Origin of the sequence: Saccharopolyspora thermophila (genome assembly GCF_014646075.1) — a bacterium.
In the GTDB taxonomy this organism is placed as follows: Bacteria; Actinomycetota; Actinomycetes; order Mycobacteriales; family Pseudonocardiaceae; genus Saccharopolyspora; species Saccharopolyspora thermophila.
In genome coordinates, this window is the sequence record NZ_BMMT01000013.1 from 101,133 (window position 1) to 127,491 (window position 26,359).

Consider the following 26,359-nt stretch of genomic DNA (forward strand, 5'->3'; position numbering starts at 1 on the left):
CCCCGACGACCCGGGATGCAAGGATCTGCACTGTGAAGACCTTCGACGAGTTGTTCGCCGAACTGCAGGAACGAGCCCGCACCCGACCGGAGGGCTCGTCGACGGTGGCCGCGCTCGACGCCGGGGTGCATGCCCAGGGCAAGAAGGTCCTCGAAGAGGCCGGCGAGGTGTGGATCGCCGCCGAGCACGAGTCGGACGAGCAGCTGGCCGAGGAGATCTCGCAGCTGCTGTACCGGATCCAGGTGATCATGCTGGGTCGGGGCTTGTCCCTGGAGGACGTCTACCGCTACCTGTGAAGTACCCCGTTTGCTGAAACCGAGGAGTTCGAGCCCATGCTGCGTGTGGCTGTGCCCAACAAGGGCACGCTGGCCGGTCCCGCATCCGAGATGCTCGCGGAAGCCGGGTACCGGCAGCGGCATGAGCAGCGGGACCTGACCGTCCTCGACACCGTCAACGACGTCGAGTTCTTCTTCCTCCGCCCGAAGGACATCGCGATCTACGTCGGCTCCGGTGAACTCGACCTGGGCCTGACCGGGCGAGACCTGGCGCTGGACTCCGGCGCCCCCGTCGAAGAGCGGCTGGCGCTCGGCTTCGGCGGCTCCACGTTCCGCTACGCCGCGCCCGCCGGCCCGCACGAGTGGAAGGTCGAGGATCTGCAGGGTAAGCGGATCGCCACCTCCTACCCGAAGCTGGTCACCGACGACCTGGCCCGGCACGGCGTGTCGGCCGAGGTGATCCGCCTCGACGGCGCGGTGGAGATCTCCATCCAGCTCGGCGTCGCCGACGCCATCGCCGACGTGGTCGGCTCCGGCCGCACGCTGCGCCAGCACGGGCTGGTGGCCTTCGGCGACCCGATCTGCAGGTCCGAGGCGGTGGTGATCGAGCGTCGCGGCTCCGACGCCGAGCAGGCCAAGGACCAGATGATCGCCCGGCTGCAGGGCGTGGTGTTCGCGCAGCAGTACGTGATGCTGGACTACAACTGCCCGCGCGAGCTGCTGGACGACGCGACCAAGATGACCCCGGGCCTGGAGTCGCCGACGATGTCGCCGCTGGCGGACGAGCGCTGGGTGGCGGTGCGCGCCATGGTCTCCCGCAAGGAGGCCCCGGCGATCATGGACCGCCTCGCCGCCGCGGGCGCCAAGGCGATTCTCTCCTCCGACATCCGCGCCTGCCGCCTGTAAGGCGACCGCTTCGGGTTGTGCTGACGGGCACCGACCGGGTCGAGGGTGTCCGTCACCGCCTCGCTCGACCGCGCGGGCCGATTCCGGATCACGATTGTCCGAAAACTCCGTATTCTTGATCGGATTGTGAGCGCCGATTCCCCCCACAACGACGCAGGCGCTGCGGATAATGGCGGATGGCCGCGATCTTGGGCAGCCGGTGGGGGTGAGACGCATGGCCGTCGTGGTACCGGGGACGACCCCGCCGCGGTGGGAGCTCTACGCAGGGATGCCCTGCTGGATCGAGCTGATCACCACTAACCTCGATCGGGCGCGCGAGTTCTACGCGGGCCTGTTCGAATGGGAGTACGAGACCCACACCGATCCGGCCTCCGGGGAGCACGTGATCGCCCTGCGCGAGGGCTTCCCGGTGGCGAGCCTGCGCGCCGCCTCCGGCGACCAGTCGGCCTGGCGGCTCTACCTGGCCACCCCCGACTGCGCGGCGTCCGTCCGCGCGGCCGAAGCGCTCGGCGCGGCGGTGACCGTGCCGGTCAGCACCGTGCCGGGGGTGGGCACCAGGGCGGTGCTGGTGGGGCCGGCGGACGCCGAGTTCGGCCTGCTGGAACCGGAGGAGTCCTGGCAGTTCGACGTCGGCCTGCCGGGCACGCTGATGTGGGCCGAGCTCGTCACGATCAAGGCGCAGACCGCGGACCACTTCTTCCACGAGCTGTTCGGCTACACCGCGGAGCAGTTCGGCACCGAGCACCGCTCGGACTACTCGGTCTGGTACCTCGGCGACGAGTCGGTGCTGGCGCGGGTCAGCATGATCCGCGAGTTCATCACGGAGAGCACCCGCCCGCACTGGCTGCTGTACCTGGGCGTGGACACCGAGATCGGCACCGACGAGCTGGTGCGCCGCGCGATCGGCCTCGGCGGCCGGATTCGCGTGGACCCGTATGACTCCAGCATCGGCCGCGTCGCGGTCCTCCGGGACCCCACCGGCGCCCGCTTCGCGGTGATCGACTCCAGCCAGGCGGGCGACTTCGGCACCGCCGCCAACTACGACCCGTACGAGGACTGACGGGCGCAGGTCACCCAAGACCTCCCGCGCAGAAAGCGCGCGCCGGGGGTCCACTGCGGAGGGGTATCGACGCGGATGCCGACACCGGTCGGCCTGCCGATCAGTGCCAGTCAGTTCCCGGAAGTCACCGTGGGGGCCGCCAGTACCTCGTCACGTTTGTTGATGTATGCCGTGCTCGTCGTTCTGCATGACGCCCTCGCCTCGCAAGGGATCGCTTACACCGCATAGGTTTTGGCTTCACGCACCGGGCTCAGGCCCTCGCGCGTCGGTTGTGACGTCGGAGGTGCCCGCCACGCGTGAGGCGGTCGGGGATCAGTCGGTGCGGTCCAGGACCGACTCGGGTCCCGGGTCCGGCTCCGGCCAGCCCGGGTAGGGCGGCGGCGTGCCGCCGAAGGCGGGGCATAGCGGTTTGTGATCGCAGTAGTCGCACAGGCGGCTCGGGTTGGGCCGGAAGTCACCCGTGCGGCCGGCGCGCAGGATCGCCTGCCAGATCGCCTCCAGCGTGCGCTCGAAGCGGCGCAGCTCCGTCTCGTCCGGCGTGTACGCCAGCGACTGCTTGTTCGCCAGGTACATCAGCAGCAGCTGGCGCGGCACCTGCCCGCGCGTGCGCCACAGCACCAGGGCGTAGAACTTCATCTGGAACAGCGCCTTGGCCTCGCCGATCTCCCGCGGCGCGGCCCCGGTCTTGTAGTCCACCAGCCGGATCTCGCCGGTCGGCGCCACGTCGACGCGGTCGATGAACCCGCGCAGCAGCACCCCCGATTCCAGCTCGGTCTCCACCCGCAGCTCGCACGCCTCCGGCTCCAACCGCCGCGGGTCCTCCAGCTCGAAGTACGCGTCCAGCAGCGCGTTCGCCGACTCCAGCCACCCGGCCAGCTCGGGGTCGTCCGGGCCGTCGAACAGCTCGCCCAGCTCGGGCTGCTGCACGAGCAGGTCCTCCCAGGCCGGGCGCAGCAGGGCCCGCGCCTGCTCCGGCCCGCGCTCCGCGGTGGGCAGGCCGAACAGCCGTTCCAGCACCGAGTGCACCACCGTGCCGCGCACCTGCGCCCTGCTCGGCGTCTCCGGCAGCCGGTCGACCGCCCGGAACCGGTACAGCAGCGGGCACTGCTTGAAATCGCTGGCCCGGGACGGCGACAGCGCCGGGCGCCTGGTCCCGCCGTCGTGCACTCCGCCGCCTGCCGCTACCTGAGCCGGTTCCGCCATGGCCCCGAACCCTAATCGAGCAGCCCGACACGGGATCACGGGTGTGCGGATCACAACTGCCTCACGACCGGGGGATTACCCTGCGCACATGCCGTCGACCGCATCCCCGCACGCCCGGCCCAAGCTCTCCGATGGTGGCCTGCTGCTGTGCCGCGTCGCCGGAGTGCCGGTGCTGCTGTCGCCGTCGTGGTGGCTGGGTGCGGTGCTGATCGTGCTGCTCTACACCCCGCTGGTGGGCCGCATCCTGCCCGGGGCGGGCGTCTGGGAGTGCGCTGTGCTGGCGGCCGTGTTCACCGTGCTGCTGGCCGTGTCCGTGCTGCTGCACGAGCTTGGCCACTGCCTGGTGGCGCTGCGGCTGGGATTGCCGGTGCGGCGTGTCCGGTTGTTCCTGCTCGGCGGCCTGACCGAGATCTCCCGCACCCCGCCCACCCCCGCCCAGGAGGGGGTGATCGCCGCGGCCGGGCCCGCGGTGTCGATGGTCCTGGCGCTGGCCACCGGGCTGGGCTGGCTGGCCCTGGTGCCCGGCGGCGCGATCTGGCTGCTGGTCGCGCAGACCTGCGTGGCCAATCTCGCGGTCGCGGTGTTCAACCTGCTGCCGGGCCTGCCGCTGGACGGCGGCCGGATGCTGCGCGCGCTGACCTGGCGCCTCACCGGCAGGCGCGGCAGCGGCACGACCGCGGGCGTCGTCGGCGCCGGGCTCGTCGCCGCGGCCCTGATCGGGTGGGCGCTGGTTGGGCTGATCACCAACGCCCAGGACCAGTGGCTGCGGCTGGGCGTGTCCGTGCTGATGGCGTGGTTCGTGGTGGCCGGGGCGAGCGCGGAGCACTCCGCCGAGCAGCGCCGGAGCTGGCCGGAGGGGCTGGCGCTGGCGGACCTGGTGCGCCCGGTGCTGCAGCTTCCCGCGGAAAGCCCGGTCGGCGACGCGCTGGTGGCCGCGGCCGGGCGGGGCGTGGTGCTCGTGCGGGCCGACGGCGTCGCGGTGGGGCTGCTCGACCAGACCGCAGCCGAGCGGCTGGCCATGCACGCCCCGCGCGAGCCCGCGGAGCGGGCCGCGGAACCGGTCGACCCGGACACCATCCTGCTGGACGGCGAACCGCCGGACGCTGTCCTGGAGCGGGTGCGGTCGGTGCTGGCCTGGCAGTTCCTGGTGCTCGACGAGGAGGGCCGCCCCAGCGGGGTGCTGCGCCGCGAGGACCTGCGCGCCGCCCTGCGCGCCCACCGCGGGTGACCGCCTGCGACGATGGTGCGCTGTACCGATCGGCAAGAAGAGGTAGGCAGTTGAGCAGCACCGTCAGCGGTGAGTTCCGGCCCGGCGACCGGGTCCAGTTGACCGACCCCAAGGGGCGCAAGTACACGGTCGTGCTGGAACCAGGAGGGGAGTACCACACGCACCGCGGGGCGCTGGCGCACGACGACCTGATCGGCAAGCCCGAGGGCTCGGTGGTCACCTCGGTCGGCGGCACGTCGTTTCTGGCGCTGCGCCCGCTGCTGGCCGACTACGTGCTGTCCATGCCGCGTGGCGCGCAGGTCATCTACCCGAAGGACGCGGCGCAGATCCTGATGTGGGGCGACATCCGTCCCGGGGCCCGGGTGCTGGAGGCCGGGGCCGGATCCGGCGCGCTGACCTGCTCCCTGCTGCGTGCGGTGGGCCCGGAGGGCAGCGTGACCTCGTACGAGGTGCGCGAGGACCACGCCGAGCACGCCGAGCGCAACGTCCGGCGCTTCTTCGGCGACAAGCCCGACAACTGGACCCTGCACCTGGGTGACGTGCGGGAGTACGACGGCGAGCCTGTCGACCGCGTCGTGCTGGACATGCTCGCGCCCTGGGACGTGCTGGACAAGATCCACGAGAAGCTGCTCCCGGGCGGCGTGCTGGTCGTCTACGTGGCGACCACGACCCAGCTGTCCCGCATCACCGAGGCGATCCGCGAACAGCAGAACTGGACCGAGCCCCAGGCGTGGGAAACGCTGATGCGCCCCTGGCACGTGGTGGGTATGGCGGTCCGCCCGGAGCACCGCATGGTGGCCCACACGGCGTTCCTGCTCACCACCCGCCGCCTGGCGGACGGAGTAACCCCGCCCCGCCCGCAACGCCGTCCCAGCAAAGGCTGAAGGCACGAGCAGGCCCGCCCCGAATTCCCGGGGCGGGCCGTGTGCGCGAAGGCTCGTGCAGCGAAGGTTCGACCTGGAGCGGGGGCTCACTGGTCGAGCTGGCAGACCTTCCACTCGCCGTTCTCGACGGTGAGCGCCATGGTCTGGTCCACGGGGTGGGTCTTCCCGTCGGCCTGGTAGGTTCCCGACAACTTTGCGGTGGCCGTGTCGCCACGCTCGGTGACCTCGCCGAGCTTGACGTTGAACTTCCACTCCTTGAGCTGGTCCAGCGCCTCGTTCAGCTCGGCCCTGTTGGCCTGGCAGAACAGGCTGCTCACCCCGGCGAAGTCGCCGGCGTTGACCTTGTTGACGACCTGCTGGGCGACGGGTCGCGCCTCACCCGGGCCGCTGTTCAGCCAGAAGAACAGCCCCACCCCGGCACCGGCGAGCACGACGACGGCCGCGACCAGGCCCAGGATGAGCGGCAGCTTCGACTTCTTCGGCTGCGGCGGCTCAACCTCCGCGAAGCCGTTCGGCTCCTGAAGCCAGGACCCGGGGCCGAACTCGCTGCCCCACTGCGGGGGTGCGGGCGCCTGCTGCGGCTGCTCCTGGCCCGGCTGCGGCCAGCCGGTGTGCTGGTTGCCGTACCAGGCCGGCTGCTGCTGCGGGGTTTCCGACGGTCCCGCTGCGGGGAAACCGTTGCCCGTGGGTTGCTGGCCCCACCCGCCCGGTCCAGGTTGCTGCGGCGGATAGGTCATGAACTCCTCCCCGGAGGTGTGCGGCTTTCGGGTGCCGGCTTTCGCGCGGCGGCCGTAAGTAGATCAGAGGGCGCGACGCGACGTGCACGGAGTGGACCATTCGGGACCGAATCGTCACGGGCCGCGCGGTCGCCCGTCAGCCGGAGTTGTTCCAAATGATGGGAGAAGTCCAGTGGGTGGACGCGATGCCGCCACCGCAACGCCACCCGGATGCCGGAGCGGTTAACCCGGATGCCGCGTCCTGGCCACCACCACTGTGGCGCAATGGAAAATCGGTGCTGGTGAGGGCTGCCGAGGGCCCGGCCGCCCGGTGCGGAACGTATCGAACGGACCATGATCGTCAACGCACCGTGTTCGGCCCCGCCGGCCCGGGCGGCGGCCCGCTGGTACCAACCTGGACTACATCATGGGGATTCGCGGGTTTTTGTGGCACGCTGGGCGATCCGGCGGGCATTAACGACGCCGCCGTCGTCGGTGATCGCCGGTACCGTGGTGGTACGAGCACGGGAGGAGGGTGCCGACATGCAGCACGACCGTCCCGGCAGCCGGCCTGAGGAGGGCGGCGAGCAGTACAGCGGTGGCTCTGCAGAACTCCGCAGCCAGATCCGTCTCCTGGAGGACGAGGTTGCGCTGCTGCGCCGCAGGCTCAACGAGTCTCCCCAACAGGTCCGGTTGCTGGAAAAGCGGCTGGCCGAGGCATCCGAGAGAGTGAGTCAGCTCACCGAACGGAACGCCAAACTCACCGAGACCCTGAAGGAAGCGCGGAGCCAGCTGATGGCCCTGCGCGAGGAAGTCGACCGCCTCGCCCAGCCCCCGAGCGGCTACGGCGTGTTCCTGCGCCGCTACGAGGACGGCACGGTCGACGTGTTCACGTCTGGTCGCAAGATGCGGGTGGCGGTGTCGCCCAACGTCGAGACGGAGGAACTGAGACTGGGCCAGTCAGTGCGCCTCAACGAGGCCCTGACCGTGGTGGAGGCTGGTGCGTTCGAGCAAACCGGTGAGGTCTGCACCTTCCGGGAGCTGCTGTCCAGCGGCCCCGGGGAGAGCCCCCGGGCGCTCGTGCTGGGCCACACCGACGAGGAACGCGTGGTGTGGGTGACCGAACCGCTGGCCGCCGCCGGGCTCAAGGCCGGCGACTCGGTGCTGGTCGACAGCAAGGCGGGGTACGCCTACGACATCGTGCCGAAGGCCGAGGTCGAGGACCTCGTGCTGGAGGAGGTCCCGGACGTCGGGTACCACGACATCGGCGGGCTGGCCAGCCAGATCGAGCAGATCCGCGACGCCGTGGAGCTGCCGTTCCTGCACTCCGACCTCTACATCGAGTACCAGCTGCGCCCGCCCAAGGGCGTCCTGCTCTACGGCCCTCCGGGCTGCGGCAAGACGCTCATCGCCAAGGCGGTGGCCAACTCGTTGGCCAAGCAGGTCGCCGCGGCGCGCGGGGACGACGATGGTCAGGCCAAGTCGTACTTCCTGAACATCAAGGGCCCCGAGCTGCTGAACAAGTTCGTCGGCGAGACCGAGCGGCACATCCGGTTGATCTTCCAGCGCGCCCGGGAGAAGGCATCCGAGGGCACGCCGGTGATCGTGTTCTTCGACGAGATGGACTCGATCTTCCGGACCCGCGGCAGCGGCGTGTCCTCGGACGTGGAGACCACCATCGTGCCGCAGCTGCTCAGCGAGATCGACGGCGTCGAGGGACTCGAGAACGTCATCGTCATCGGTGCCTCCAACCGCGAGGACATGATCGACCCCGCGATCCTGCGGCCGGGCCGGCTGGACGTGAAGATCAAGATCGAGCGTCCGGACGCCGAGTCGGCCAAGGACATCTTCTCCAAGTACCTGACCCCGGACCTGCCGATCCACGAGGAGGACCTCAAGGAGTTCGGCGGCGACAAGGCCGCGTGCGTGGAGGCGATGATCCAGGCCACGGTCGAGCGGATGTACGCCGAGACCGAGGAGAACCGGTTCCTGGAGGTCACCTACGCCAACGGGGACAAGGAGGTCCTGTACTTCAAGGACTTCAACTCGGGCGCGATGATCCAGAACATCGTCGACCGGGCAAAGAAGGCGGCGATCAAGTCGGTGCTGGAGACCGGCCAGCCGGGCCTGCGGGTGCAGCACCTGCAGGACGCCATCGTCGACGAGTTCGCCGAGAACGAGGACCTGCCCAACACCACCAACCCGGACGACTGGGCCCGCATCTCCGGCAAGAAGGGCGAGCGGATCGTCTACATCCGCACCCTGGTCAGCGGGAAGAACCAGGAGTCCGGCCGGGCGATCGACACGGCCACCAACACGGGCCAGTACCTGTGACGGCCGCGGCGGGGCCGCCATCCCGCACCGGGGTGGCGGCCCCGAGCTGTGCCCGGGCGCGGCAACGGTTACGTTTCCAGGCATGATCCCCGCGCAGACACCGGTACAGCGCCTCGGACTGGGCTTGGCCGCGCTCGGACGCCCCGCCTACATCAACGTCGGCCGCGTCGACGTGCTGCCCGTTCAGCGCACGGCGCAGGCCATGCGGGAGCGCACCCGCACGGTGCTCGACGCCGCGTACGCCAGCGGGATCCGGTGGGTGGACGCCGCGCGCTCCTACGGCAGCGCGGAGCAGTTCCTCGCCGACTGGCTGCGCGAGCGCGGCCACGAGGACGTCACGGTCTCCAGCAAGTGGGGGTACGCCTACGTCGCGGAGTGGCGCATCGAAACCGAGGTGCACGAGGTCAAGGAGCACTCGGTGGAGCGGCTTCGCACCCAGTGGGCCGAGACCCGGACCCTGCTCGGCGACCGGGTGGACCTGTACCAGGTGCATTCGCTGACCGTGGACAGCCCGCTGTTCGATGACCTGGCGCTGCAGCACGAGCTGGCCCGTATCCGCGACGCCGGGGTGCGGCTGGGGTTCTCCACCAGCGGCGCGGCGCAGGCCGACACCATCGAGCGGGCCTGGGAGCTCGAGGTGGGCGGGCGCCAGCTGTTCGGGGCGGTGCAGTCGACCTGGAACGCGATGGAGCCGTCGGCGGGGCGGGCGCTGAGCGAGGCGCATGCCGGCGGCTGGCGGGTTCTGGTGAAGGAGACGCTGGCCAACGGGCGGCTGGCGGTGGACCCGCCGCGGGAGCTCGCCGAGGTTGCCGACCGGCACGGGGTGGGGCCCGACGCCGTCGCCATCGCCTACGTGCTGCGCCAGCCGTGGGCCGACGTGGTGCTGCTCGGCCCGGCGAGTGTAGCGCAGCTGGAGTCGAACCTGGCGGCCTGCCGGGTGGAGCTGACCGACCGGGACGACCAGGCGCTGCGGTCCCTGCTGCGGGACGCGGCGACGTACTGGGGCGAGCGCGCCACCCTGCCCTGGCACTGAGTCACTAGATCGGACTACTTCGCCCGGGCGAACCACTCCTGGACGAACTGGCGGGCGTCCGGGACGAACGGCCAGGACGGGTCCCGCAGGCGTTCGCGGAGTTCCGGCAGGGGCATCCACCACCCTTCGGCCACTTCGTCCGGCTGGTGGACGATGGGGCCGTCCCAGCGGGCCTCGTAGAGGAAACCGTGGAAGCGCACGCTACCCAGTTCGTGCACCGTGCGGAACACAAAGCGCACCGGGACCCCGCGCACTCCCAACTCCTCGGCGAGTTCGCGGCGCGCGGTTGCGTCCGGGTCCTCCCCGGCGGCCACCACACCGCCGGCCCAGCAGTCGTGCATGCCCGGGTAGACGTCCTTGGAGTCGGTGCGCCGGTGCACGTAGACCTCGGTGCCGTCCGGCGAGAGCACCAGCACCGACGCCGCCGCGTGCCACAACCCCTCGGCGCGCATCCGCTGCCGCGTCGCGCTGCCCACGACACGCCCGGCCGCGTCGTAGACCGCGACGAGTTCCCCGCTCGCGTTCACGCCCCGATCGTCGCACCCGCCCGTCGAGGCACGGCAGTCACGCCACCCGCCGCCGAAGACCCCGACAATCGTGAACCTGTGGCGTGCGGCACTTAGCTTGGTCGGTGATACCCCGTACGCTGCCAGGTATGCGGCGGATCATGGGAACCGAGGTGGAGTACGGCATCGTCGTGCCGGGCGACTCCGGCGCCAACCCGGTGCTGACCTCCACGCACATCGTGCTGGCCTACGCGGCGGCGGCCGACATCCCGCGGGCGCGGCGCGCGCGCTGGGACTACGAGGTGGAATCGCCGCTGCGCGACGCCCGCGGCTTCGACCTCAGCACCACGGCGCAGCAGACCAACGGTTCGGACGGCGACGACCTCGGGGCGGCCAATGTCATCCTCACCAACGGTGCGCGGCTGTACGTCGACCACGCGCACCCCGAGTACTCCGCGCCCGAGGTGACCAACCCGCGTGACGCCGTCATCTGGGACAAGGCCGGCGAGCGCGTCATGGAGGAGGCCGCGATCCGCGCGGCCAGCGTGCCCGGCACCGCGCCGATCCAGCTGTACAAGAACAACGTTGACGGCAAGGGCGCCAGCTACGGCACCCACGAGAACTACTTGATGGCGCGCAGCACCCCGTTCACCGCGGTGATCGGCGGGCTGACGCCGTTCTTCGCCTCCCGCCAGGTGGTGTGCGGCTCCGGCCGGGTCGGGATCGGCCAGGCGGGGGAGAAGGCGGGCTTCCAGCTCGCCCAGCGCTCCGACTACATCGAGGTCGAGGTCGGCCTGGAAACCACCCTCAAACGCGGCATCATCAACACCCGCGACGAACCGCACGCCGACGCCGACAAGTACCGTCGGCTGCACGTCATCATCGGCGACGCCAACCTGGCCGAGACCTCCACGTACCTCAAGCTCGGCACCACGGCACTGGTGCTGGACATGATCGAGTCCGGGCAGCGGTTCGACGACCTCAAGCTGGCCGATCCGGTGCAGGCGGTGCACCTGATCAGCCATGACCCGACGCTCAAGCAGACCGTGGAGCTCTCCGACGGGCGCCGGTTCACCGGGCTGGACCTGCAGCGCGCCTACCACGAGCGCGCCGCCCGGCACCTCGACAAGCACGGCGGCGAGCGCGCCGCCCGCGAGGTGCTGCAGACCTGGGGCGAGGTGCTCGACCTGCTCGGCAACGACCCGATGGACTGCGCCGACCGGCTGGACTGGCCCGCCAAGCTGCGGCTGCTGGAGAGCTACCGGACCCGCGACAACCTGGGCTGGGCGTCGCCGCGGCTGCACATGATCGACCTGCAGTACTCCGACGTGCGGCTGGACAAGGGCCTGTACAACCGGCTGGTCGCGCGCGGCTCGATGAAGCGCCTGGTCAGCGAGGAGGAGGTGCGGGCGGCGGTGACCACCCCGCCGGAGGACACCCGCGCCTACTTCCGCGGCCGGTGCCTGGAGCGCTACCCGGCGGAGGTGGCCGCCGCGTCCTGGGACTCGGTGATCTTCGACCTGGGGCGGGAATCCCTGGTGCGTATCCCGACGTTGGAACCGCTGCGCGGCACGCGCGCCCACGTGGGTGAGCTGCTCGAGGCTGCGGCCAGCGCCGAGGAGCTGGTCGACTCGCTGACGAAGGGGTGATCGGGCGGTCGCAGCGGGTGAGGATCCCGCGCACCGGAAAGATCGCGAAGACGCCCGGCTGGCTGTGGGCGAACGGGTGGTCGGATCGGTAGTGTTCACAGCAGGAAGTCCCCGCGACCAGGGGACATCCGAGAGGGCAACCACCGGGAGGCAAGATGTCCCAGGAAAAGGTTCAGCGGCACGGTGGCGGCGGCGAGGACGAGGAACAGGGCCCCGAGGCCGCCGGCCAGGAACGTCGCGAAAAGCTCGGCGAGGACGTCGACGCCATCCTGGACGAGATCGACGACGTCCTGGAGGAGAACGCCGAGGACTTCGTCCGCGCGTACGTGCAGAAGGGCGGGCAGTAGACCCGGGCGGGCGCGGCCCGCGCGGACACCACCGGCACCGGGCCGGCCGAACCGGCCCGGCGTCGTCCTGCGCACCGGATGCCCAACCGGCACCGCCGACGCGGACCGGGCGCCCACTCTCTAAAGTGCAGTCTGTCGTGCCCCTTGAGATCAGGAGACGATGTCGCTGATGGAACCGAGCTCGGCCCAGTTCCCGGGTCAGGCCCTGCCCGCCGCGTACCTCGCCCGGGGGTCGTCGTCATTCACCGACTTCCTCCGCGCGACCGCGCCCGAGCTGCTGCCCGGCGGCCGCAGCGTCCCGGAGGGGGCCGTGGAGGCCCCGCACGGCACGACGATCGTCGCGGTCACCTTCCGCGGCGGTGTGCTGCTGGCCGGTGACCGCCGCGCCACCATGGGCAACCTGATCGCCCAGCGCGACATGGAGAAGCTGTTCGTCACCGACTCGTACTCCGCGGTCGGCATCGCCGGGACCGCCGGGGTCGCGCAGGAGATCGTGCGGCTGTACGCGGTGGAGCTGGAACACTACGAGAAGCTCGAGGGCGTCCCGCTGTCGCTGGACGGCAAGGCCAACAAGCTGGCCACCATGCTGCGCGGGAACCTGCCGGCGGCGATGCAGGGCCTGGCGGTCGTGCCGCTGTTCGCCGGGTACGACACCGAGGCCGACGACCCGGACCGGGCGGGCCGCATCGTGTCCTACGACGTGGTCGGCGGCCGCTACGACGAAATCGGCGGCTACCACGCCGTCGGTTCCGGTTCGCTGTTCGCGAAGTCGGCGCTGAAGAAGCGCTTCGACCCGGACGCGGACCGCGACACCGCCGTGCGTGTGGCGATCGAGGCGCTCTACGACGCGGCCGACGACGACACCGCCACCGGCGGCCCGGACCTGGCGCGGCGCATCTACCCGTCCGTCATCACCATCACCGCCGCGGACGGCGCGGTGCGGATGCCCGAGGACCGCGCGGCCGAGATCGCCGGCGACGTGGTCAACAGCCGGATGGAGAACCCCGGCGGCTGATGCGGTGAGCCGCTTCCCCGCCTGCCCGAGCGAGCAGATTCGAACCAGGAGTGCCCAGCCGTGACGATGCCGTTCTACACCTCTCCCGAGCAGTTGATGCGGGAGCGTTCCGAGCTGGCCCGCAAGGGCATTGCGCGGGGCCGCAGCGTGGTGGTGCTGAAGTACGCCGGTGGCGTGCTGTTCGTGGCCGAGAACCCCTCGCCGACACTGCACAAGGTGTCCGAGATCTACGACCGCATCGGGTTCGCCGCGGTGGGCCGCTACAGCGAGTTCGAGGCGCTGCGGGTGGCCGGGGTGCGCATCGCCGACGTGCGCGGCTATTCCTACGACCGGCGCGACGTCACCGGGCGGTCGCTGGCCAACACCTACGCCCAGCACCTGGGGGCGATCTTCACCGAGCAGATCAAGCCGTTCGAGGTGGAGATCTGCGTGGCGGAGGTCGGGTACACCGCCGAGACCGACCAGCTGTACCGGCTGACCTACGACGGTTCCATCGTGGACGAGCCGCAGTACGTGGTGATGGGCGGTCAGGCGGACGCGATCACCAGCGCGCTGAAGGACTCCTTCAGCGACGGCATGGAGCTGGCCGACGCGGTGAAGGTGGCGGTGCAGGCGCTGTCGTCCGGTGGTGACAGCAGCCGCGAGCTGGGCCTGGGCCAGCTGGAGGTGGCGGTGCTCGACCGCGACCGCCCGCACCGGACGTTCCGCCGCATCCAGGGCGCGGCGCTCAAGGCCCTGCTGCCGCAGGCGGAGTCGGCTTCGGACTCCGGTGCGGGCGAAGGGAAATCCAACGACAGGTCCGAAAAGGACAAGTAGGGTATCGGCTGTCCTTTCTGGCCACATCGCTTCCGACCGGATCGCTCGGCGCCTCCCCGGCGCTGGTGATCCGGTCGCGTGCTCTCCCGGCGATCCGGACGTCGACGCGCTGCCGTCAGGGCGTGGGTCGGTAGACCCGGAGCGCGGCCTCGCGCGCGGCGAAGCGGAAGCGGGAGCCACGGGGCCCGACCTCACCGTCGCTGGCCAGTGCGATCGGGCCGCCGAGGACGGCCACATCGAGGGCCGGACAGGCGCGTTCCACGTAGATGCGGCTGCGTTTCAGCGAACCGAGCATCGCGGCCGCGACGAACCGGAGCCGGGAGAAGCGGGCGTCGGCGCGCACGTAGCGCACGTCCAGCAGCCCGTTGTCCAGGTTCGGGCGCCAGGTCGGGGCGAAGCCGCGCGGGGCGTAGGCGCCGTTGCCGACGAACAACACCCACACCCGCTGCCGCCGCCCGTCCAGCTCCAACTCCAGCGGTGTGGACTCGTGGAGCACCCGCACCAGGGCCGCGGCGGTCGCGGGCCACTTGCCCCAGCGCCTCTGCCACTTCTCCCGGAACCGCACCATGTCGGGGTAGCCGCCGAGGCTGGCCGTGTTGAGGAACCAGCGGGTCCGCTGCCCGTCGATGCGGACCGTGCCGAGGTCCACGGTGCAGCCGTGCCCGTGCCGGACGGCGTCGGCCACCGCATCGGTGCCGGAGATGCCGAGGTCGGTGGCGAAGTGGTTGAGCGTGCCCGTGGGCAGCACCGCGAGGGGCATCCCGTGCCGTGCCGCGACGGCGGCCACCGCCGCCACCGTGCCGTCGCCGCCCGCCACCCCGAGCACGCGCGCCGACTCCCGGCGGGCCAACCGGTCCACCTCGGCGACCAGGTCCCGGCCGGAGCCGGGGTAGCACACCTGCGCGGCGGGCCAGTGCCGCCCGATCCACTCCTGCGGTGACACCGCGCCGTCCCCCGCCTCCGGGTTGACCAGCACCGCCATGCCCGCGCCGTCGCGCAGCGCCGGGAGCTGCGCCAGGGTCGCCTCGGCCGCGTGCGCGACCGGGCGCACCGGCCACCACAGGCGGGTCGCCCACGCCGCCCCGGCGCCGATCGCGGCTCCGACGGCCACATCGCTGGGCCAGTGCACCCCGGTGTGCACCCGCGAGTAGGCCACCGCCACCGCGGCCGGCGCGACGAGCGCGCCCGCCACCGGCGACTCCAGGGCCACGGCGGTGGCGAACGCCGCCGCCGAGGCCGCGTGCCCGGACGGGAACGACGAGGACGCCGGCGGGGCGGTGAGCCTGCGGTGCGGGGCGACCAGCCCGGCCGGGGGACGGCGGCGCTGCAGCAGCGGTTTGCCGACCAGGTTCGTGGTGGCGCTGGCCCCCGCGATGGCCGCGATGCCCCGAATGGCTGCCCGCCGGGTGCTCCCGCTGCGTAACCCGAGCAGTGCGGCGACCCCCAACCACAACATGCTGTGGTTGGCGGAGGTGCTGAGCACCTTCAGGCCGATGTCCGCGGCCGTGCGCGGCAGCACCGCGCTGCCCAGCGCCAGCCGTCCGTCGGCTCTCCTGGCGTGGTCGATGACGCGGTGCAACCATCCCAGCACGCAAAACACGCTACCGGTGCCCGAACGGCGGACCGCCGCGAACCGCTGTTTGCGCCTAGTGTGGAGTCATGCAGCGGCGGATCTTCGGCATCGAAACCGAGTTCGGGGTCACCTGCACCTTCCACGGGCAGCGTCGACTGTCCCCGGACGAGGTCGCCAGGTACCTGTTCCGACGGGTCGTGTCGTGGGGGCGGTCGTCCAACGTCTTCCTCCGCAACGGGGCCAGGCTCTATCTGGACGTGGGCTCCCATCCGGAGTACGCCACGGCCGAATGTGACGACCTCGTCCAGCTCGTCACCCACGACAAGGCGGGCGAGCGGATCCTGGAGGACCTGCTCATCGACGCGGAGAGGAGGTTGGCCGACGAGGGCATCGGCGGGGACATCTTCCTGTTCAAGAACAACACCGACTCGGCCGGCAACTCCTACGGCTGCCACGAGAACTACCTGGTGGGCCGGTCCGGCGAGTTCTCCCGCATCGCCGACGTGCTGCTGCCGTTCCTGGTGACCCGCCAGCTCATCTGCGGTGCGGGAAAGGTGCTGCAGACTCCGCGCGGCGCGGTGTACTGCCTGTCGCAGCGCGCCGAGCACATCTGGGAGGGCGTCTCCAGCGCCACGACCCGCTCTCGGCCGATCATCAACACGCGGGACGAGCCGCACGCCGACGCCGAGCGCTACCGCCGGCTGCACGTCATCGTCGGCGACTCCAACATGTCCGAGGTGACCACACTGCTGAAGGTGGGCTCGGCGAACCTGGTGCTGGAGATGGTTGAGCAGGGCGTGCAGTTCCGGGACTTCAGCCTGGACAACCCGATCCGCGCCATCCGGGAGATCAGCCACGACCTGTCCGGGCGGCGCACCGTCCGGCTGGCCGGCGGGCGGGAGGCATCCGCGCTGGACATCCAGCAGGAGTACTACGGCCGCGCGGTGGACCACGTGGCGCGGCGCGGTTCGGACCCGATGACCGAGCGGATCCTGGAGCTGTGGGGCCGCACCCTGGAGGCCATCGAGAAGCAGGACTTCTCGCTGATCGACCGGGAGATCGACTGGGCGATCAAGCACCGGCTGCTGGAGCGCTACCAGAGCAAGCACGGCCTGGAGCTGTCCAGCCCGCGCATCGCCCAGCTGGACCTGGCCTACCACGACATCCGCCGGGGGCGCGGGCTGTTCGACATGCTGCAGCGCAAGGACCTGGTGGACCGGGCGACCGAGGACGGGGAGATCGAGGCGGCCAAGGACACGCCGCCGCAGAGCACCCGGGCGAAGCTGCGCGGTGACTTCATCGCGGCCGCGCAGGCGGCGGGCCGGGACTTCACGGTCGACTGGGTGCACCTGAAGCTGAACGACCAGGCCCAGCGGACGGTGCTGTGCAAGGACCCGTTCCGGGCGGTGGACGAGCGGGTGGAGCGGCTGATCAGCTCCCTCTGAGGTTCACGCTTTCGGGTAAGAGTGCAGGGCGCCTGCGACACAGGCGCCCTGCACCGTCCAGTGGTTCGGGTGTGGGTGCGCGGAGCTCGTGTGGTTCTCGCTGGACCGAGGTGGGCGTGGGTGTGCAGACCCGAGGGCGCCCTGACCACCTGGTCCGCGGCCGGGCGGCTGAACTGCGGCGACACGCCCCCACCCAAACACATGATCGAATGCCGCGGAGCTAGAGTTTCGAAGTGGCCACTGCGCGTGCGGAACGCTTGGTGAACCTGGTGCTGTGTCTGCTGTCGACGCGCCAGTACCTCACTGCGGAACGGATTCGGGCGATCGTGCCGGGCTATGCCGGCGCACCCACCGACGAGGCGTTCTTCCGGACCTTCGAGCGCGACAAGGCCGAGCTGCGCGACCTGGGGATCCCGCTGGAGACGGGGCGCAACTCCGCCTTCGACACCACCGACGGCTACCGCATCGCCCGCCGGGACTACGAGCTCGGCGACATCGACCTGGAACCCGACGAGGCCGCCGCGGTCGCGCTGGCCGTCCGGCTGTGGGACTCGCCGGAGTTCACCGCGGCCGCCCGGGGCGCGCTGCTGAAGCTGCGTGCCGCCGGGGTGGACGTCGACGAGCGTGCCTCGGCGGGCGTGGAACCGAAGGTGCGCACCAGCGAGCCCGCGTTCGCGCCGCTGCTGGCGGCGGTGCAGGCGGGCCGGGTGGTGGAGTTCGACTACCGGCGACCGAGCAGCCCGGAGGCGCACCGCCGCACCGTGGAACCGTGGGGCGTGGTGTCCTGGCGCGGCCGCTGGTACCTCGTCGGGCACGACCGGGACCGGCAGGCCCCGCGGTGCTTCCGGTTGTCCCGGATCCTCGGGGAGGTGCGCGCGGTCGGAGCGGCCGGTCAGGTGCAGCGCCCGCCGGACACCGACCTGCTCCGCTTCGTCGCCGGTGAGCAGCGCGAACCGCCGCCGAGCACGCTGGCCCGGGTGTGGGTGGCGGACGGGCGCGCCCACGGACTGCGGCGGCGGGCGCGGGTGGTGGGCGCCATGGAGCTCGCCGGCGATCGGGGGGACGTGCTGGAGCTGGAGCTGAGCTACCCGGAGTCGGCGGCGAGCTGGATCGCCGGGTATGGCCCGGACGTGGCGGTGCTGGAGCCGGACACGCTGCGCAAGACCGTCCACGAGATCCACCTGGACGTGCTGGACGAGGGGGGCCGATGACGAGCGCGACCGAGCGGCTGCCCCGGCTGCTGGCGCTGGTTCCCTACCTGCTGAGCCGCCCAGGCATCCCGATCGCCGACGCCGCGGCCGACTTCGGCGTCACCGAGCAGCAGCTCCGCAAGGACCTGGAGCTGCTGTGGATGTGCGGGCTGCCCGGATACGGGCCGGGCGATCTGATCGACCTGTCCTTCGAGAGCGACTCGATCACCGTCACCTACGACGCGGGCATGCGCCGACCGCTGCGGCTGACCGCGTCCGAGGCGACCGCGCTGCTGGTGGCGCTGCGGGCGCTGGCCGACACCCCCGGCATCACCGACACCGACGCGGTGCAGCGGACGCTGGCGAAGGTGGAGAACGCGGTCGGGCAGGCCCGGCCGGCCGGTGTGGTCGTCGGGCTGGAGGGCCGTGAGAGCGCGGTGCGGCCGGGAGTGCGGGCGTCGGTGCAGGACGCCACGACGCGGCGGCGGGCGCTGTGGATGCGCTACTACACGGCCTCCCGCGACGAGATCAGCGAGCGGACCGTGGACCCGATGCGGCTGCTGCTCATCGACGGGCGCAGCTACCTGGAGGCGTGGTGTCGCAGCGCGTCGGGGGTGCGGCTGTTCCGGCTCGACCGCATCGACGAGGTCGAGGTGCTCGGCGAACCGGCCCGGCCGCCGTCGGACGCCGAACCGACCGACGTCTCCGCGGGCCTGTTCCGCCCGCTGCCCGACCAGCCCAGCGCGGAGCTGGAGCTGGAGCCGGACGCGCGGTGGATCGCCGAGTACTACCCGGTGGACGAGCTGGTGGAGCTGCCGCGGGGGCGCGCCCGGGTGCGGATGCGCTACTCCGACCGGTCCTGGATGGTGCGCCTGGTGCTGGGCCAGGGTGGGCAGGTGCGGGTGATCAGCCCGCCGGAGCTGGCCCGTGACGTGCGTCAACGTGCGGAAGACGCGTTGACGCGGGCACGTCACCTGCCATCCACCTGAGCCAGCTACGGTGACCGCGTGCCGTACGTGTGGAGTCTGGTGTTGCTGGCGGTCGGCCTGGTGCTGCTGGCCCTGCTGCTGGTCCGGGTGGTCCGGGGACTGCGGCGGTTCCGGTCGGTGCAGCGACAGGTCGTCGACGACCTCAACGACCGCAGCGGCCTGGTGAAGGCGCGCGTGGCGGGGCTGAAGGTGGCGTTCGCCGAACGCCGCCGACGCTGACGCTCAGCGGCCCTGTTTGTCCACCCCTGCCGCGCGTATCATCGCGAGCAGGGACATCACGAAAGGTTGTGCACGGATGGGTTTGCCTGGTGGCTGGGAGCTCGTCGTCATCGTCTTGGTGCTGGTGCTGCTGTTCGGTGCCACCAAGCTCCCGCAGATGGCCCGCTCGCTCGGCCAGTCCGCCCGGGTGTTCAAGGCCGAAGCGCGCGGCCTGAAGGCCGACGAGGAAGCGGCGAAGAAGGCGCAGGCCGAGCGCGAGCAGAAGCCGGAGCTCAGCGCCGGTGAGGCGAGCCCGCCGCCGGCCGCGTCACCGGCGGATGACAAGCAGCGCCACGACCAGAAGAACTGAGTGAGGGACGGGACAACACGGTGGCTGGTCCACTGCGTCGCCTGAACCCGTTCCGCAAGGACCGCCGTCGGTGGGGGCGCAGGCACAACCCCGACGGCACCATGTCGCTCGTCGACCACCTCTTCGAACTGCGGTACCGGTTGGGCGTGGCCATGACGGCGGTGGTCGTCGGGGCCGTCTTCGGGATCTGGTGGTTCGCCCACCCGGTCTTCGGCCTGCCCCCGCTCAGCGAGATCCTGATGGGGCCGTACTGCGCGCTGCCCGTCGAGCAGCGGCTCAGCCCCAACGGGCGTTGTCAGCTGCTGCAGACCGAGCCGTTCGAGATCTTCATGCTGACGCTGAAGGTCGGCATGGCGGTGGGCGCGCTGGTGTTCAGCCCGGTGTGGCTCTATCAGCTGTGGGCGTTCATCACCCCCGGGCTGTATGACAAGGAACGCAAGTTCGCGCGCACCTTCGTGTTCTTCGCCTCGATCCTGTTCGCCGCCGGTGCGGTGCTGGCGTACTTCGTGCTGCCCGAGGCACTGACGTTCATGGCCGGATTCGGCGGGGACGCGTTCTTCACCGCGCTCACCGGTGGCAAGTACATCAACTTCATGCTGCTGCTGCTGGTGATCTTCGGCGTCAGCTTCGAGCTGCCGCTGATCCTGGTGATGCTGAACCTGGCCGGGATCGTCAGCTACGCCAAGATCAAGAGCTGGTGGCGGGGCCTGGTGTTCGCGCTGTTCGTGTTCGCCGCGGTCGCCACGCCGGGGCAGGACCCGTTCTCGATGCTGGCGCTGGCGGCGGCGCTGTGCCTGCTGTTCCTGGTCGCGGCGTTGATCTGCCGGGCCAACGACAAGCGCCGGGAGAAGAAGCTGGCGGCCCAGGGCCTGATCGGGGTGGGCCTGGACGAGGCGTCCCCGATCGACTACCGGCCCTCGGACATCGACACCACGCCGTCGAAGCTCTCCCAGACCGACGACGTCACGTGACCTGAGCTGCTGGCCAAGCCGGGGTGCGGTGGGCGAAGATGCTGCCTCGTGCGCTGTGTCCTGGTGATCAACCCGGCGGCCGGTGGTGGGATTTCCGCGGCCGTGGCCCGCGAAGTCATCAGTCACCTCCGCGCCGTCTGCGACGTGCGGACCGTGCTGGCGAGCGACCCGGGCGCAACGGCTGCCGCGGCCCGGCGCGCGGTGGCCGACGGTGCTGATGTGCTCGCCGTGGTCGGTGGTGACGGGGTCGCGCACCTGGCGGTACAGGCGTGCGCCGGAACGAGCACGGCGCTGGCGTTGATCCCGGCCGGTACCGGCAACGACCTCGCCCGTGGGCTGGGCGTGCCGCTGCAGCCGATCGCCGCCGCGCGGGCCGCCGCCACCGCGCTGGGGGAGGGGCGCCGCCGCCACATCGACCTCGGCAAGATCGCCGGTGGCGGCTGGTTCGCCACGGTGCTGTGCGCGGGCTTCGACGCGCGGGTCAACGCGCGTGCGAACCGGATGCGGTGGCTGCGCGGGCAGCGCCGCTACGACGTGGCCGTGGTGCGGGAGCTGATCGGCCTGCACGCCATGCCGTTGCGGGTGGAGACCGAGTCGGGCACCACCGAGCTGGACGCCACGCTGGTCGCGGTCGGCAACACCGCCTGCTACGGCGGTGGCATCCCGGTGTGCCCCGACGCGGACCCGACCGACGGGGCGTTCGACCTGACGATCGTTGGCCGGGTGTCCCGACTGGACCTGGTGCGGATCCTGCCTCGCCTGCGCACCGGGCGGCACGTCGAGCATCCGGCGGTGTGCACGCTGCGGGCCCGCACGGTGCGGTTGGGCGGCGAGAACGGCTGGGTGGCTTTCGCCGACGGTGAACCGCAGGCACGCCTGCCGCTGAGCATGCGGTGCGTGCTGGGTGCGCTGCCGGTGCTGCTGTGACGGGCCCGGCACCGGCGGGCTGCCCAGTGCTGCGACGCCGGTCGGGGTGATGTGAAAACCTTGGGGGGTGGCTGCCAGCCGTTCCAACCCCGCCAAGCTCTCCCCGGCCGAGGCTTACGCGGCGCACGTTCGCCGCAACGCCCACCCCAGGTTGGCCGACTTCGCCGGAGGGCTGTCGTTCGAGCTCGACCCGTTCCAGCGCACCGCGTGCCAGGCCCTCGAAGGGGGCCGGGGCGTGCTGGTGTGCGCGCCCACCGGCGCCGGCAAGACCGTGGTCGGCGAGTTCGCCGTGCATCTCGCGCTCTCGGAGGGCCGCAAGTGCTTCTACACCACGCCGATCAAGGCCCTGTCCAACCAGAAGTACGCCGACCTGTGCGAGCGGCACGGCAGCGCGGCCGTGGGGCTGTTGACCGGCGACACCTCCATCAACGGTGACGCCCAGGTGGTCGTGATGACCACCGAGGTGCTGCGCAACATGCTCTACGCGGGGTCGCGCAGCCTCGACCAGCTCGGCTACGTGGTGATGGACGAGGTGCACTACCTCGCCGACCGGTTCCGTGGCGCGGTCTGGGAGGAGGTCATCCTGCACCTGCCGGAGCACGTGCAGGTGGCCAGCCTGTCGGCGACGGTCAGCAACGCCGAGGAGTTCGGCGAGTGGCTGCAGGAGGTGCGCGGCGACACCACGGTGGTGGTCGACGAGCACCGGCCGGTGCCGCTGTGGCAGCACATGCTGGTGGGGCCGCGGATGTTCGACCTGTTCGGCGGGGAAGACGCCGATCGGGAGCTGCAGATCAATCCCAACCTGCTGCGGCACACCCAGCAGCTGACCCGGGTGCACCTGCCCTACGGCGGTCGCCGCGGCGGCCCGAACGGCAGGCGCAGGGGACCACGCCCGCCGCGCTTCTCCCCGCCGTCGCGGGTGGAGATGCTGACCGGGCTGGACGCGGCCGGACTGCTGCCGGCGATCGTGTTCATCTTCAGCCGCAACGGGTGCGACCAGGCCGTCGCCCAGTGCATGCGGGCGGGCCTGCGGCTGACCACCGACGCCGAGGTCGACGAGATCCGGCAGGTGGTCGACGAGCACACCGCGAACCTGCCGGAGACCGACCTGGCGGTGCTGGGCTACTGGGAGTGGCGGGAGGCGCTGGAGCGCGGGCTGGCCGCGCACCACGCCGGGCTGCTGCCGGCGTTCAAGGAGACCGTCGAGGAGCTGTTCGTACGCGGCCTGGTCAAGGCCGTGTTCGCCACCGAGACCCTGGCGCTGGGCATCAACATGCCCGCCCGCACGGTGGTGCTGGAACGGCTGGTGAAGTTCAACGGCGAGTCGCACGTCGACCTCGGCCCCGGCGAGTACACGCAGCTGACCGGCCGGGCCGGGCGGCGCGGCATCGACGTCGAGGGCCACGCGGTGGTCGTCTGGCAGCCCGGGATGGACCCGCGGCAGGTCGCCGGCCTGGCCTCCACCCGCACCTACCCGCTGCGCTCGTCGTTCCGGCCCGGCTACAACATGGCCGTCAACCTGGTGCAGCGGGTGGGCCGCGACGCCGCGCGGGAGCTGTTGGAGCAGTCGTTCGCGCAGTTCCAGGCCGACCGGTCGGTGGTGGGCCTGTCGCGCCGCGTGGAGCGCAACAACAACGCGCTGGAGGGCTACGCCGAGGCGATGCGCTGCCACCTCGGTGACTTCGACGAGTACTTCCAGCTGCGGCGCCGCATCTCGGAACGGGAGAAGTACCTGGCGCGGCAGAACCGGCAGTCGCGGCGTGCCGAGGCGGCCAAGTCGCTGGAGAAGCTGCGCAAGGGCGACGTGATCGCGGTGCCCGCGGGCCGGCGTTCCGGCCTGGCGGTGGTGATCGACCCCGGGCTGGAGCCGATGGGCGAGCCGCGCCCGCTGGTGGTGACCGAGGACCGCTGGTCGGGGCGGCTGTCGGTGGCCGACTTCACCTCGCCGGTGGAGCCGCTCGGCAGGATCCGGTTGCCCAAGCACGTCGACACGCGGTCCCCGAAGTCCCGCCGCGACCTGGCGTCCACGCTGCGCAACACCGGCCTGGAGGCCTCCGGCAGACGGTCCCGGCGGCGCTCCGACGCCGCCGACGACGCGGAGCTGGCGAGCCTGCGGCGGGCGCTGAAGGCGCACCCGTGTCACGGCTGCGACGAGCGGGAGAGCCACGCCCGCTGGGCGGAGCGCTACGAGCGGCTGCGCGGGGAGAACGAGAACCTGCGGCGCAAGGTCGCGGCCACCACCCACTCGCTGGCCCGCTCGTTCGACCGGATCGTCGCCCTGCTGGTCGAACGCGGCTACCTGCCCGCGTCCGGCAGCGCGGACGGCGAGGTGACCCGGCACGGGCGGCGGCTGTCCCGGCTGTACAGCGAGTCGGACCTGCTGGCCGCGGAGTGCCTGCGGGTGGGGGCGTGGCGCGAGCTCGGCCCGGCGGAGCTGGCGGCTGTGGTGTCGTCGCTGGTGTACGAGTCGCGCCGGGAGGGGCCGCTGGCCCCGGCGGTGCCGTCCGGACCGGTCAGCGACGCCCTGCAGGCGACCTGGCAGCTGTGGGCGGAGCTGGAGGACGACGAGCGGCGGCACAAGCTGACCCGGACCCGCGAACCGGACCCCGGGTTCGCGTGGCCCGTGCTGCGCTGGGCGCGCGGGGAGTCGCTGGAGCGGGTGCTGACGGCCGCGGAGTCCAGCGGGCACGAGCTGTCCGCGGGCGACTTCGTCCGCTGGTGCCGCCAGGTGGTGGACCTGCTCGACCAGATCCGCGAGGTCGTCGGGGTCGGCGACCCGGTGGGTGCGGCGGCGGCCAAGGCGGTCACCGCGATCCGCCGTGGCGTGGTGGCCGCGGGCGCGGTGTGATGACCTTCCGTCGGCGTGTTGTGGTTTGATCTGCTGGCGGCGGTGCGCCCGACCGCCCAGGTGATCGTCTTCCGGAGGTGCAGATGTCGACCCCATACGGCCCGCCAGGGGGCTACCCCCGGTGGGGGCAGCAGCCCCAGGGCCCCGGGACGTACTCGGGTGGGGTGCCGCAGACCGCGCCGGGCTACCCGCAGCCGGGCGGGTACGGGCAGCCAGGCGGGTACGGGCAACCGGGCAGCTACGGGCAGCCAGGCGGGTATGCGCCGCCATCGCCGCCCGCGCCGCGAGCCTACGGCGGCGGGTACGGCCGGTTCGAGGGCGGCCACGGGCAGCAGCGGCCGCCGGCGAAGAAGCGTTCCGCGCTGCCATGGGTGCTGACCGGGGCCGGGGTGGTCGTGGTGGCCGCCGTGGTGCTGGTGCTGGGCTTCGTCTCGCCCGGTTGGTTCGTCCGGCCGGTGTTCGACGCGGCCAGCGTGGAGAAGGGCGTGGCGCAGACCTTGAAGGGCTCCTACGGGCTGGCCGGGGTGGGCAAGGTCAGCTGCCCGAGTGGGCAGGCGGTGCAGCCGGGGACGCGCTTCGACTGCAAGGTCAGCATCAACTCGCAGTCCCGCACGGTGACGGTGACGGTCAAGAACGACAAGGGCGTCTACGAGGTCGGCCACCCCAAGTAAACCTCGTTCGACGACCAGACGGGTCGCCGTCACGCTCACGCCGCCTGTGCTCCGCTGCAGCGGCGCGGCGGGTGTCCACGAGAATCAAACATCACCCGCGGCTGCCCGGTGGCGACGGTCGCGTTGGAGGCCAGCGCGGAGAGCCCGCAGGTGCGCACCGCCTGCGACGACGCGTACCGGTCGTGGCTGCGGCAGCTGACGACGAAATTCGAGGAATGGGGCGTCACGCGGGCCGAGCAGCGGGCGGTGGCGGCGCTGTCGATGCTCGAAGGCGCGCTGCTGCTCTGCCGGGTCCAGCGCGGCCTCACCCCGCTGCAGACCGTCGCCGATCAACTGGTGGAGCTGCTGACCGCGGCCCGAACGGAGGAGAGCTGATGCGCGTCGACACCTCAACTGCGGCACCATGCGGCCGTTCGGCGGGCGGCTGGTCAACGAGGGCGGCAGCCTGCTCGGCCGCGCGCGGATGGTCTGCCACTGCCTGCTGATCGAGACCGGTGGGGAACTGATTCTCGTCGACACCGGCTACGGCATCGCCGACGTCACCACGCACACCGAGCAGCTGGAGCGCAGCTTCCTGCGGTTGAGCCGCCCGGTGCTGGAAGTCGCGGAAACCGCTGCGGCGCAGGTAAAACAGCTGGGCTACCGCATCGAGGACGTGCGGCACATCGTGCTGACGCACCTGGACCGCGACCACGCGGGTGGCCTGCCGGACTTCCCGCACGCCCAGGTCCACGTCCACGATTCGGAGTACCGGGCGATGCGCAACAGCCCCGAGCGGGCCCGCTACCTCAGCCACCAGTTCCAGCACGGTCCACAGTGGAACCTCCACCGTAGTTCCGACGGGGAGCGGTGGTTCGGCTTCGAGGCGGTGCGCGAGCTGCCCGGCCTGCCGCCGGGCATCCTGCTCATCCCGCTGCCCGGGCACACCCGCGGGCACACCGGCGTCGCGGTCCGGAGGTCGGACGGCCGGTGGCTGCTGCACGCCGGTGACGCGTACTTCTACCACGGCGAGATGGCCGAACGGCCGCACTGCACGCCGATGCTGCGGTACTTCCAGAGCCGCGTACAGGTCAACGGGCCGCTGCGGCGCCGCAACCAGGAACGGCTGCACGACCTCGTCACCGCGCACCGCGGGCACGTCGAGGTGTTCTGTGCGCACGATCCGATCGAGCTCGACCGCTACACGTCCACACAGGACAGCTGAC

26 protein-coding genes are annotated in these 26,359 nt (G+C 71.5%); 22 read left to right on the plus strand and 4 right to left on the minus strand.

The annotated features are described in order from the left end of the window. Positions 1-32 precede the first annotated feature (32 nt). The 3 genes from IEY17_RS18010 to IEY17_RS18020 all read left to right on the plus strand — a co-directional run bounded on the left by IEY17_RS18010 (position 33) and on the right by IEY17_RS18020 (position 2,241). On the plus strand, positions 33-296 hold the full coding sequence (locus tag IEY17_RS18010; protein ID WP_188989251.1) for a phosphoribosyl-ATP diphosphatase: 264 nt from the start codon (positions 33-35) through the stop codon (positions 294-296). A 36-nt stretch (positions 297-332) separates the two neighbouring features. Beyond that, complete coding sequence (gene hisG, locus IEY17_RS18015) at positions 333-1,181, plus strand: ATP phosphoribosyltransferase (RefSeq protein WP_188989253.1); 849 nt, start codon at positions 333-335, stop codon at positions 1,179-1,181. Positions 1,182-1,395: 214 nt separating this feature from the next. Beyond that, positions 1,396-2,241: a VOC family protein gene (locus tag IEY17_RS18020; RefSeq protein ID WP_188989255.1), complete on the plus strand. Its 846-nt coding sequence runs from the start codon at positions 1,396-1,398 to the stop codon at positions 2,239-2,241. A 312-nt stretch (positions 2,242-2,553) separates the two neighbouring features. Here IEY17_RS18020 and IEY17_RS18025 read toward each other — a convergent pair whose 3' ends face one another. Then, on the minus strand, positions 2,554-3,444 hold the full coding sequence (locus IEY17_RS18025) for a RecB family exonuclease (protein WP_188989257.1): 891 nt from the start codon (positions 3,442-3,444) through the stop codon (positions 2,554-2,556). A gap of 88 nt (positions 3,445-3,532) precedes the next feature. Between IEY17_RS18025 and IEY17_RS18030 the strand changes: the two genes are divergently transcribed. Continuing rightward, positions 3,533-4,672: a site-2 protease family protein gene (locus tag IEY17_RS18030; protein ID WP_188989259.1), complete on the plus strand. Its 1,140-nt coding sequence runs from the start codon at positions 3,533-3,535 to the stop codon at positions 4,670-4,672. A gap of 50 nt (positions 4,673-4,722) precedes the next feature. After that, complete coding sequence (locus tag IEY17_RS18035) at positions 4,723-5,556, plus strand: tRNA (adenine-N1)-methyltransferase (protein ID WP_188989261.1); 834 nt, start codon at positions 4,723-4,725, stop codon at positions 5,554-5,556. Positions 5,557-5,642: 86 nt separating this feature from the next. On the opposite strand, the gene IEY17_RS18040 is transcribed toward IEY17_RS18035, so the two are convergent. Next, positions 5,643-6,293: an Rv0361 family membrane protein gene (locus IEY17_RS18040; RefSeq protein WP_188989263.1), complete on the minus strand. Its 651-nt coding sequence runs from the start codon at positions 6,291-6,293 to the stop codon at positions 5,643-5,645. 522 nt (positions 6,294-6,815) lie between these two features. Here IEY17_RS18040 and arc point away from each other — a divergent pair. Both arc and IEY17_RS18050 read left to right on the plus strand, forming a co-directional pair. Continuing rightward, a complete protein-coding gene (arc, locus tag IEY17_RS18045) occupies positions 6,816-8,606 on the plus strand; it encodes a proteasome ATPase (protein ID WP_188989265.1) in 1,791 nt (596 codons plus the stop codon). Between the two features lie 82 nt (positions 8,607-8,688). Further along, on the plus strand, positions 8,689-9,639 hold the full coding sequence (locus tag IEY17_RS18050) for an aldo/keto reductase (protein ID WP_188989267.1): 951 nt from the start codon (positions 8,689-8,691) through the stop codon (positions 9,637-9,639). A gap of 14 nt (positions 9,640-9,653) precedes the next feature. Here the strand turns inward: IEY17_RS18050 and IEY17_RS18055 are convergent, their stop codons facing one another. Next, entirely contained in the window at positions 9,654-10,166 is a 513-nt protein-coding gene (locus tag IEY17_RS18055; protein WP_229680275.1) for an NUDIX hydrolase, read from the minus strand. A gap of 128 nt (positions 10,167-10,294) precedes the next feature. On the opposite strand from IEY17_RS18055, the gene dop reads away from it, so the two are divergent. From dop to prcA, 4 genes are all read left to right on the plus strand, one after another. Continuing rightward, a complete protein-coding gene (gene dop / locus IEY17_RS18060; protein ID WP_188989269.1) occupies positions 10,295-11,794 on the plus strand; it encodes a depupylase/deamidase Dop in 1,500 nt (499 codons plus the stop codon). A gap of 155 nt (positions 11,795-11,949) precedes the next feature. After that, on the plus strand, positions 11,950-12,141 hold the full coding sequence (locus tag IEY17_RS18065; protein ID WP_188989272.1) for a ubiquitin-like protein Pup: 192 nt from the start codon (positions 11,950-11,952) through the stop codon (positions 12,139-12,141). A 169-nt stretch (positions 12,142-12,310) separates the two neighbouring features. Continuing rightward, positions 12,311-13,156, plus strand: a complete 846-nt coding sequence (gene prcB / locus IEY17_RS18070) for a proteasome subunit beta (RefSeq protein ID WP_188989274.1) — start codon at positions 12,311-12,313, stop codon at positions 13,154-13,156. Positions 13,157-13,216: 60 nt separating this feature from the next. Continuing rightward, entirely contained in the window at positions 13,217-13,972 is a 756-nt protein-coding gene (gene prcA / locus IEY17_RS18075; protein ID WP_188989276.1) for a proteasome subunit alpha, read from the plus strand. 115 nt (positions 13,973-14,087) lie between these two features. Here prcA and IEY17_RS18080 read toward each other — a convergent pair whose 3' ends face one another. Continuing rightward, entirely contained in the window at positions 14,088-15,563 is a 1,476-nt protein-coding gene (locus IEY17_RS18080; RefSeq protein ID WP_229680276.1) for a bifunctional phosphatase PAP2/diacylglycerol kinase family protein, read from the minus strand. 68 nt (positions 15,564-15,631) lie between these two features. On the opposite strand from IEY17_RS18080, the gene pafA reads away from it, so the two are divergent. The 11 genes from pafA (at position 15,632) to IEY17_RS18135 (ending at position 26,358) form a co-directional block, all read left to right on the plus strand. Beyond that, a complete protein-coding gene (pafA, locus tag IEY17_RS18085) occupies positions 15,632-16,990 on the plus strand; it encodes a Pup--protein ligase (protein WP_188989278.1) in 1,359 nt (452 codons plus the stop codon). Positions 16,991-17,223: 233 nt separating this feature from the next. After that, entirely contained in the window at positions 17,224-18,201 is a 978-nt protein-coding gene (locus IEY17_RS18090) for a helix-turn-helix transcriptional regulator (RefSeq protein WP_188989280.1), read from the plus strand. Continuing rightward, positions 18,198-19,169, plus strand: coding sequence for a helix-turn-helix transcriptional regulator (locus tag IEY17_RS18095; RefSeq protein WP_188989282.1), 972 nt, complete (start codon positions 18,198-18,200; stop codon positions 19,167-19,169). Before IEY17_RS18090 ends, IEY17_RS18095 begins: the two co-directional genes overlap by 4 nt. 18 nt (positions 19,170-19,187) lie before the next feature. After that, complete coding sequence (locus tag IEY17_RS18100) at positions 19,188-19,388, plus strand: bacteriophage holin (protein WP_188989284.1); 201 nt, start codon at positions 19,188-19,190, stop codon at positions 19,386-19,388. A gap of 76 nt (positions 19,389-19,464) precedes the next feature. After that, positions 19,465-19,737 carry a Sec-independent protein translocase subunit TatA gene (gene tatA / locus IEY17_RS18105; RefSeq protein WP_188989286.1) on the plus strand — a complete coding sequence of 91 codons (273 nt, stop codon included), beginning with the start codon at positions 19,465-19,467 and terminating at the stop codon, positions 19,735-19,737. Between the two features lie 20 nt (positions 19,738-19,757). Continuing rightward, on the plus strand, positions 19,758-20,708 hold the full coding sequence (gene tatC, locus IEY17_RS18110; RefSeq protein ID WP_188989288.1) for a twin-arginine translocase subunit TatC: 951 nt from the start codon (positions 19,758-19,760) through the stop codon (positions 20,706-20,708). A 48-nt stretch (positions 20,709-20,756) separates the two neighbouring features. After that, a complete protein-coding gene (locus IEY17_RS18115; RefSeq protein WP_188989290.1) occupies positions 20,757-21,635 on the plus strand; it encodes a diacylglycerol/lipid kinase family protein in 879 nt (292 codons plus the stop codon). A 67-nt stretch (positions 21,636-21,702) separates the two neighbouring features. Beyond that, the gene (locus IEY17_RS18120; RefSeq protein WP_188989292.1) at positions 21,703-24,483 is read left to right on the plus strand and encodes a DEAD/DEAH box helicase; all 2,781 of its coding nucleotides are present in this window, start codon (positions 21,703-21,705) and stop codon (positions 24,481-24,483) included. 83 nt (positions 24,484-24,566) lie between these two features. After that, positions 24,567-25,154, plus strand: coding sequence for a DUF4333 domain-containing protein (locus IEY17_RS18125; RefSeq protein ID WP_188989295.1), 588 nt, complete (start codon positions 24,567-24,569; stop codon positions 25,152-25,154). Positions 25,155-25,244: 90 nt separating this feature from the next. Continuing rightward, positions 25,245-25,529 carry an LmrA/YxaF family transcription factor gene (locus IEY17_RS18130; RefSeq protein ID WP_373289900.1) on the plus strand — a complete coding sequence of 95 codons (285 nt, stop codon included), beginning with the start codon at positions 25,245-25,247 and terminating at the stop codon, positions 25,527-25,529. 28 nt (positions 25,530-25,557) lie between these two features. Continuing rightward, positions 25,558-26,358, plus strand: coding sequence for an MBL fold metallo-hydrolase (locus IEY17_RS18135; protein WP_188989299.1), 801 nt, complete (start codon positions 25,558-25,560; stop codon positions 26,356-26,358). Position 26,359: the final 1 nt, after the last annotated feature.

Coding starts and splice junctions, on each gene's coding strand:
- IEY17_RS18065 (WP_188989272.1), top strand. CDS start 11,950: ATGTCCCAGGAAAAGGTTCAGCGGCACGGTGGCGGCGGCGAGGACGAG.
- dop (WP_188989269.1), top strand. CDS start 10,295: ATGCGGCGGATCATGGGAACCGAGGTGGAGTACGGCATCGTCGTGCCG.
- IEY17_RS18095 (WP_188989282.1), top strand. CDS start 18,198: ATGACGAGCGCGACCGAGCGGCTGCCCCGGCTGCTGGCGCTGGTTCCC.
- IEY17_RS18040 (WP_188989263.1), bottom strand. CDS start 6,293: ATGACCTATCCGCCGCAGCAACCTGGACCGGGCGGGTGGGGCCAGCAA.
- IEY17_RS18030 (WP_188989259.1), top strand. CDS start 3,533: ATGCCGTCGACCGCATCCCCGCACGCCCGGCCCAAGCTCTCCGATGGT.
- IEY17_RS18020 (WP_188989255.1), top strand. CDS start 1,396: ATGGCCGTCGTGGTACCGGGGACGACCCCGCCGCGGTGGGAGCTCTAC.
- IEY17_RS18125 (WP_188989295.1), top strand. CDS start 24,567: ATGTCGACCCCATACGGCCCGCCAGGGGGCTACCCCCGGTGGGGGCAG.
- hisG (WP_188989253.1), top strand. CDS start 333: ATGCTGCGTGTGGCTGTGCCCAACAAGGGCACGCTGGCCGGTCCCGCA.
- arc (WP_188989265.1), top strand. CDS start 6,816: ATGCAGCACGACCGTCCCGGCAGCCGGCCTGAGGAGGGCGGCGAGCAG.
- IEY17_RS18025 (WP_188989257.1), bottom strand. CDS start 3,444: ATGGCGGAACCGGCTCAGGTAGCGGCAGGCGGCGGAGTGCACGACGGC.
- IEY17_RS18135 (WP_188989299.1), top strand. CDS start 25,558: ATGCGGCCGTTCGGCGGGCGGCTGGTCAACGAGGGCGGCAGCCTGCTC.
- IEY17_RS18050 (WP_188989267.1), top strand. CDS start 8,689: ATGATCCCCGCGCAGACACCGGTACAGCGCCTCGGACTGGGCTTGGCC.
- tatA (WP_188989286.1), top strand. CDS start 19,465: ATGGGTTTGCCTGGTGGCTGGGAGCTCGTCGTCATCGTCTTGGTGCTG.
- pafA (WP_188989278.1), top strand. CDS start 15,632: ATGCAGCGGCGGATCTTCGGCATCGAAACCGAGTTCGGGGTCACCTGC.
- prcB (WP_188989274.1), top strand. CDS start 12,311: ATGGAACCGAGCTCGGCCCAGTTCCCGGGTCAGGCCCTGCCCGCCGCG.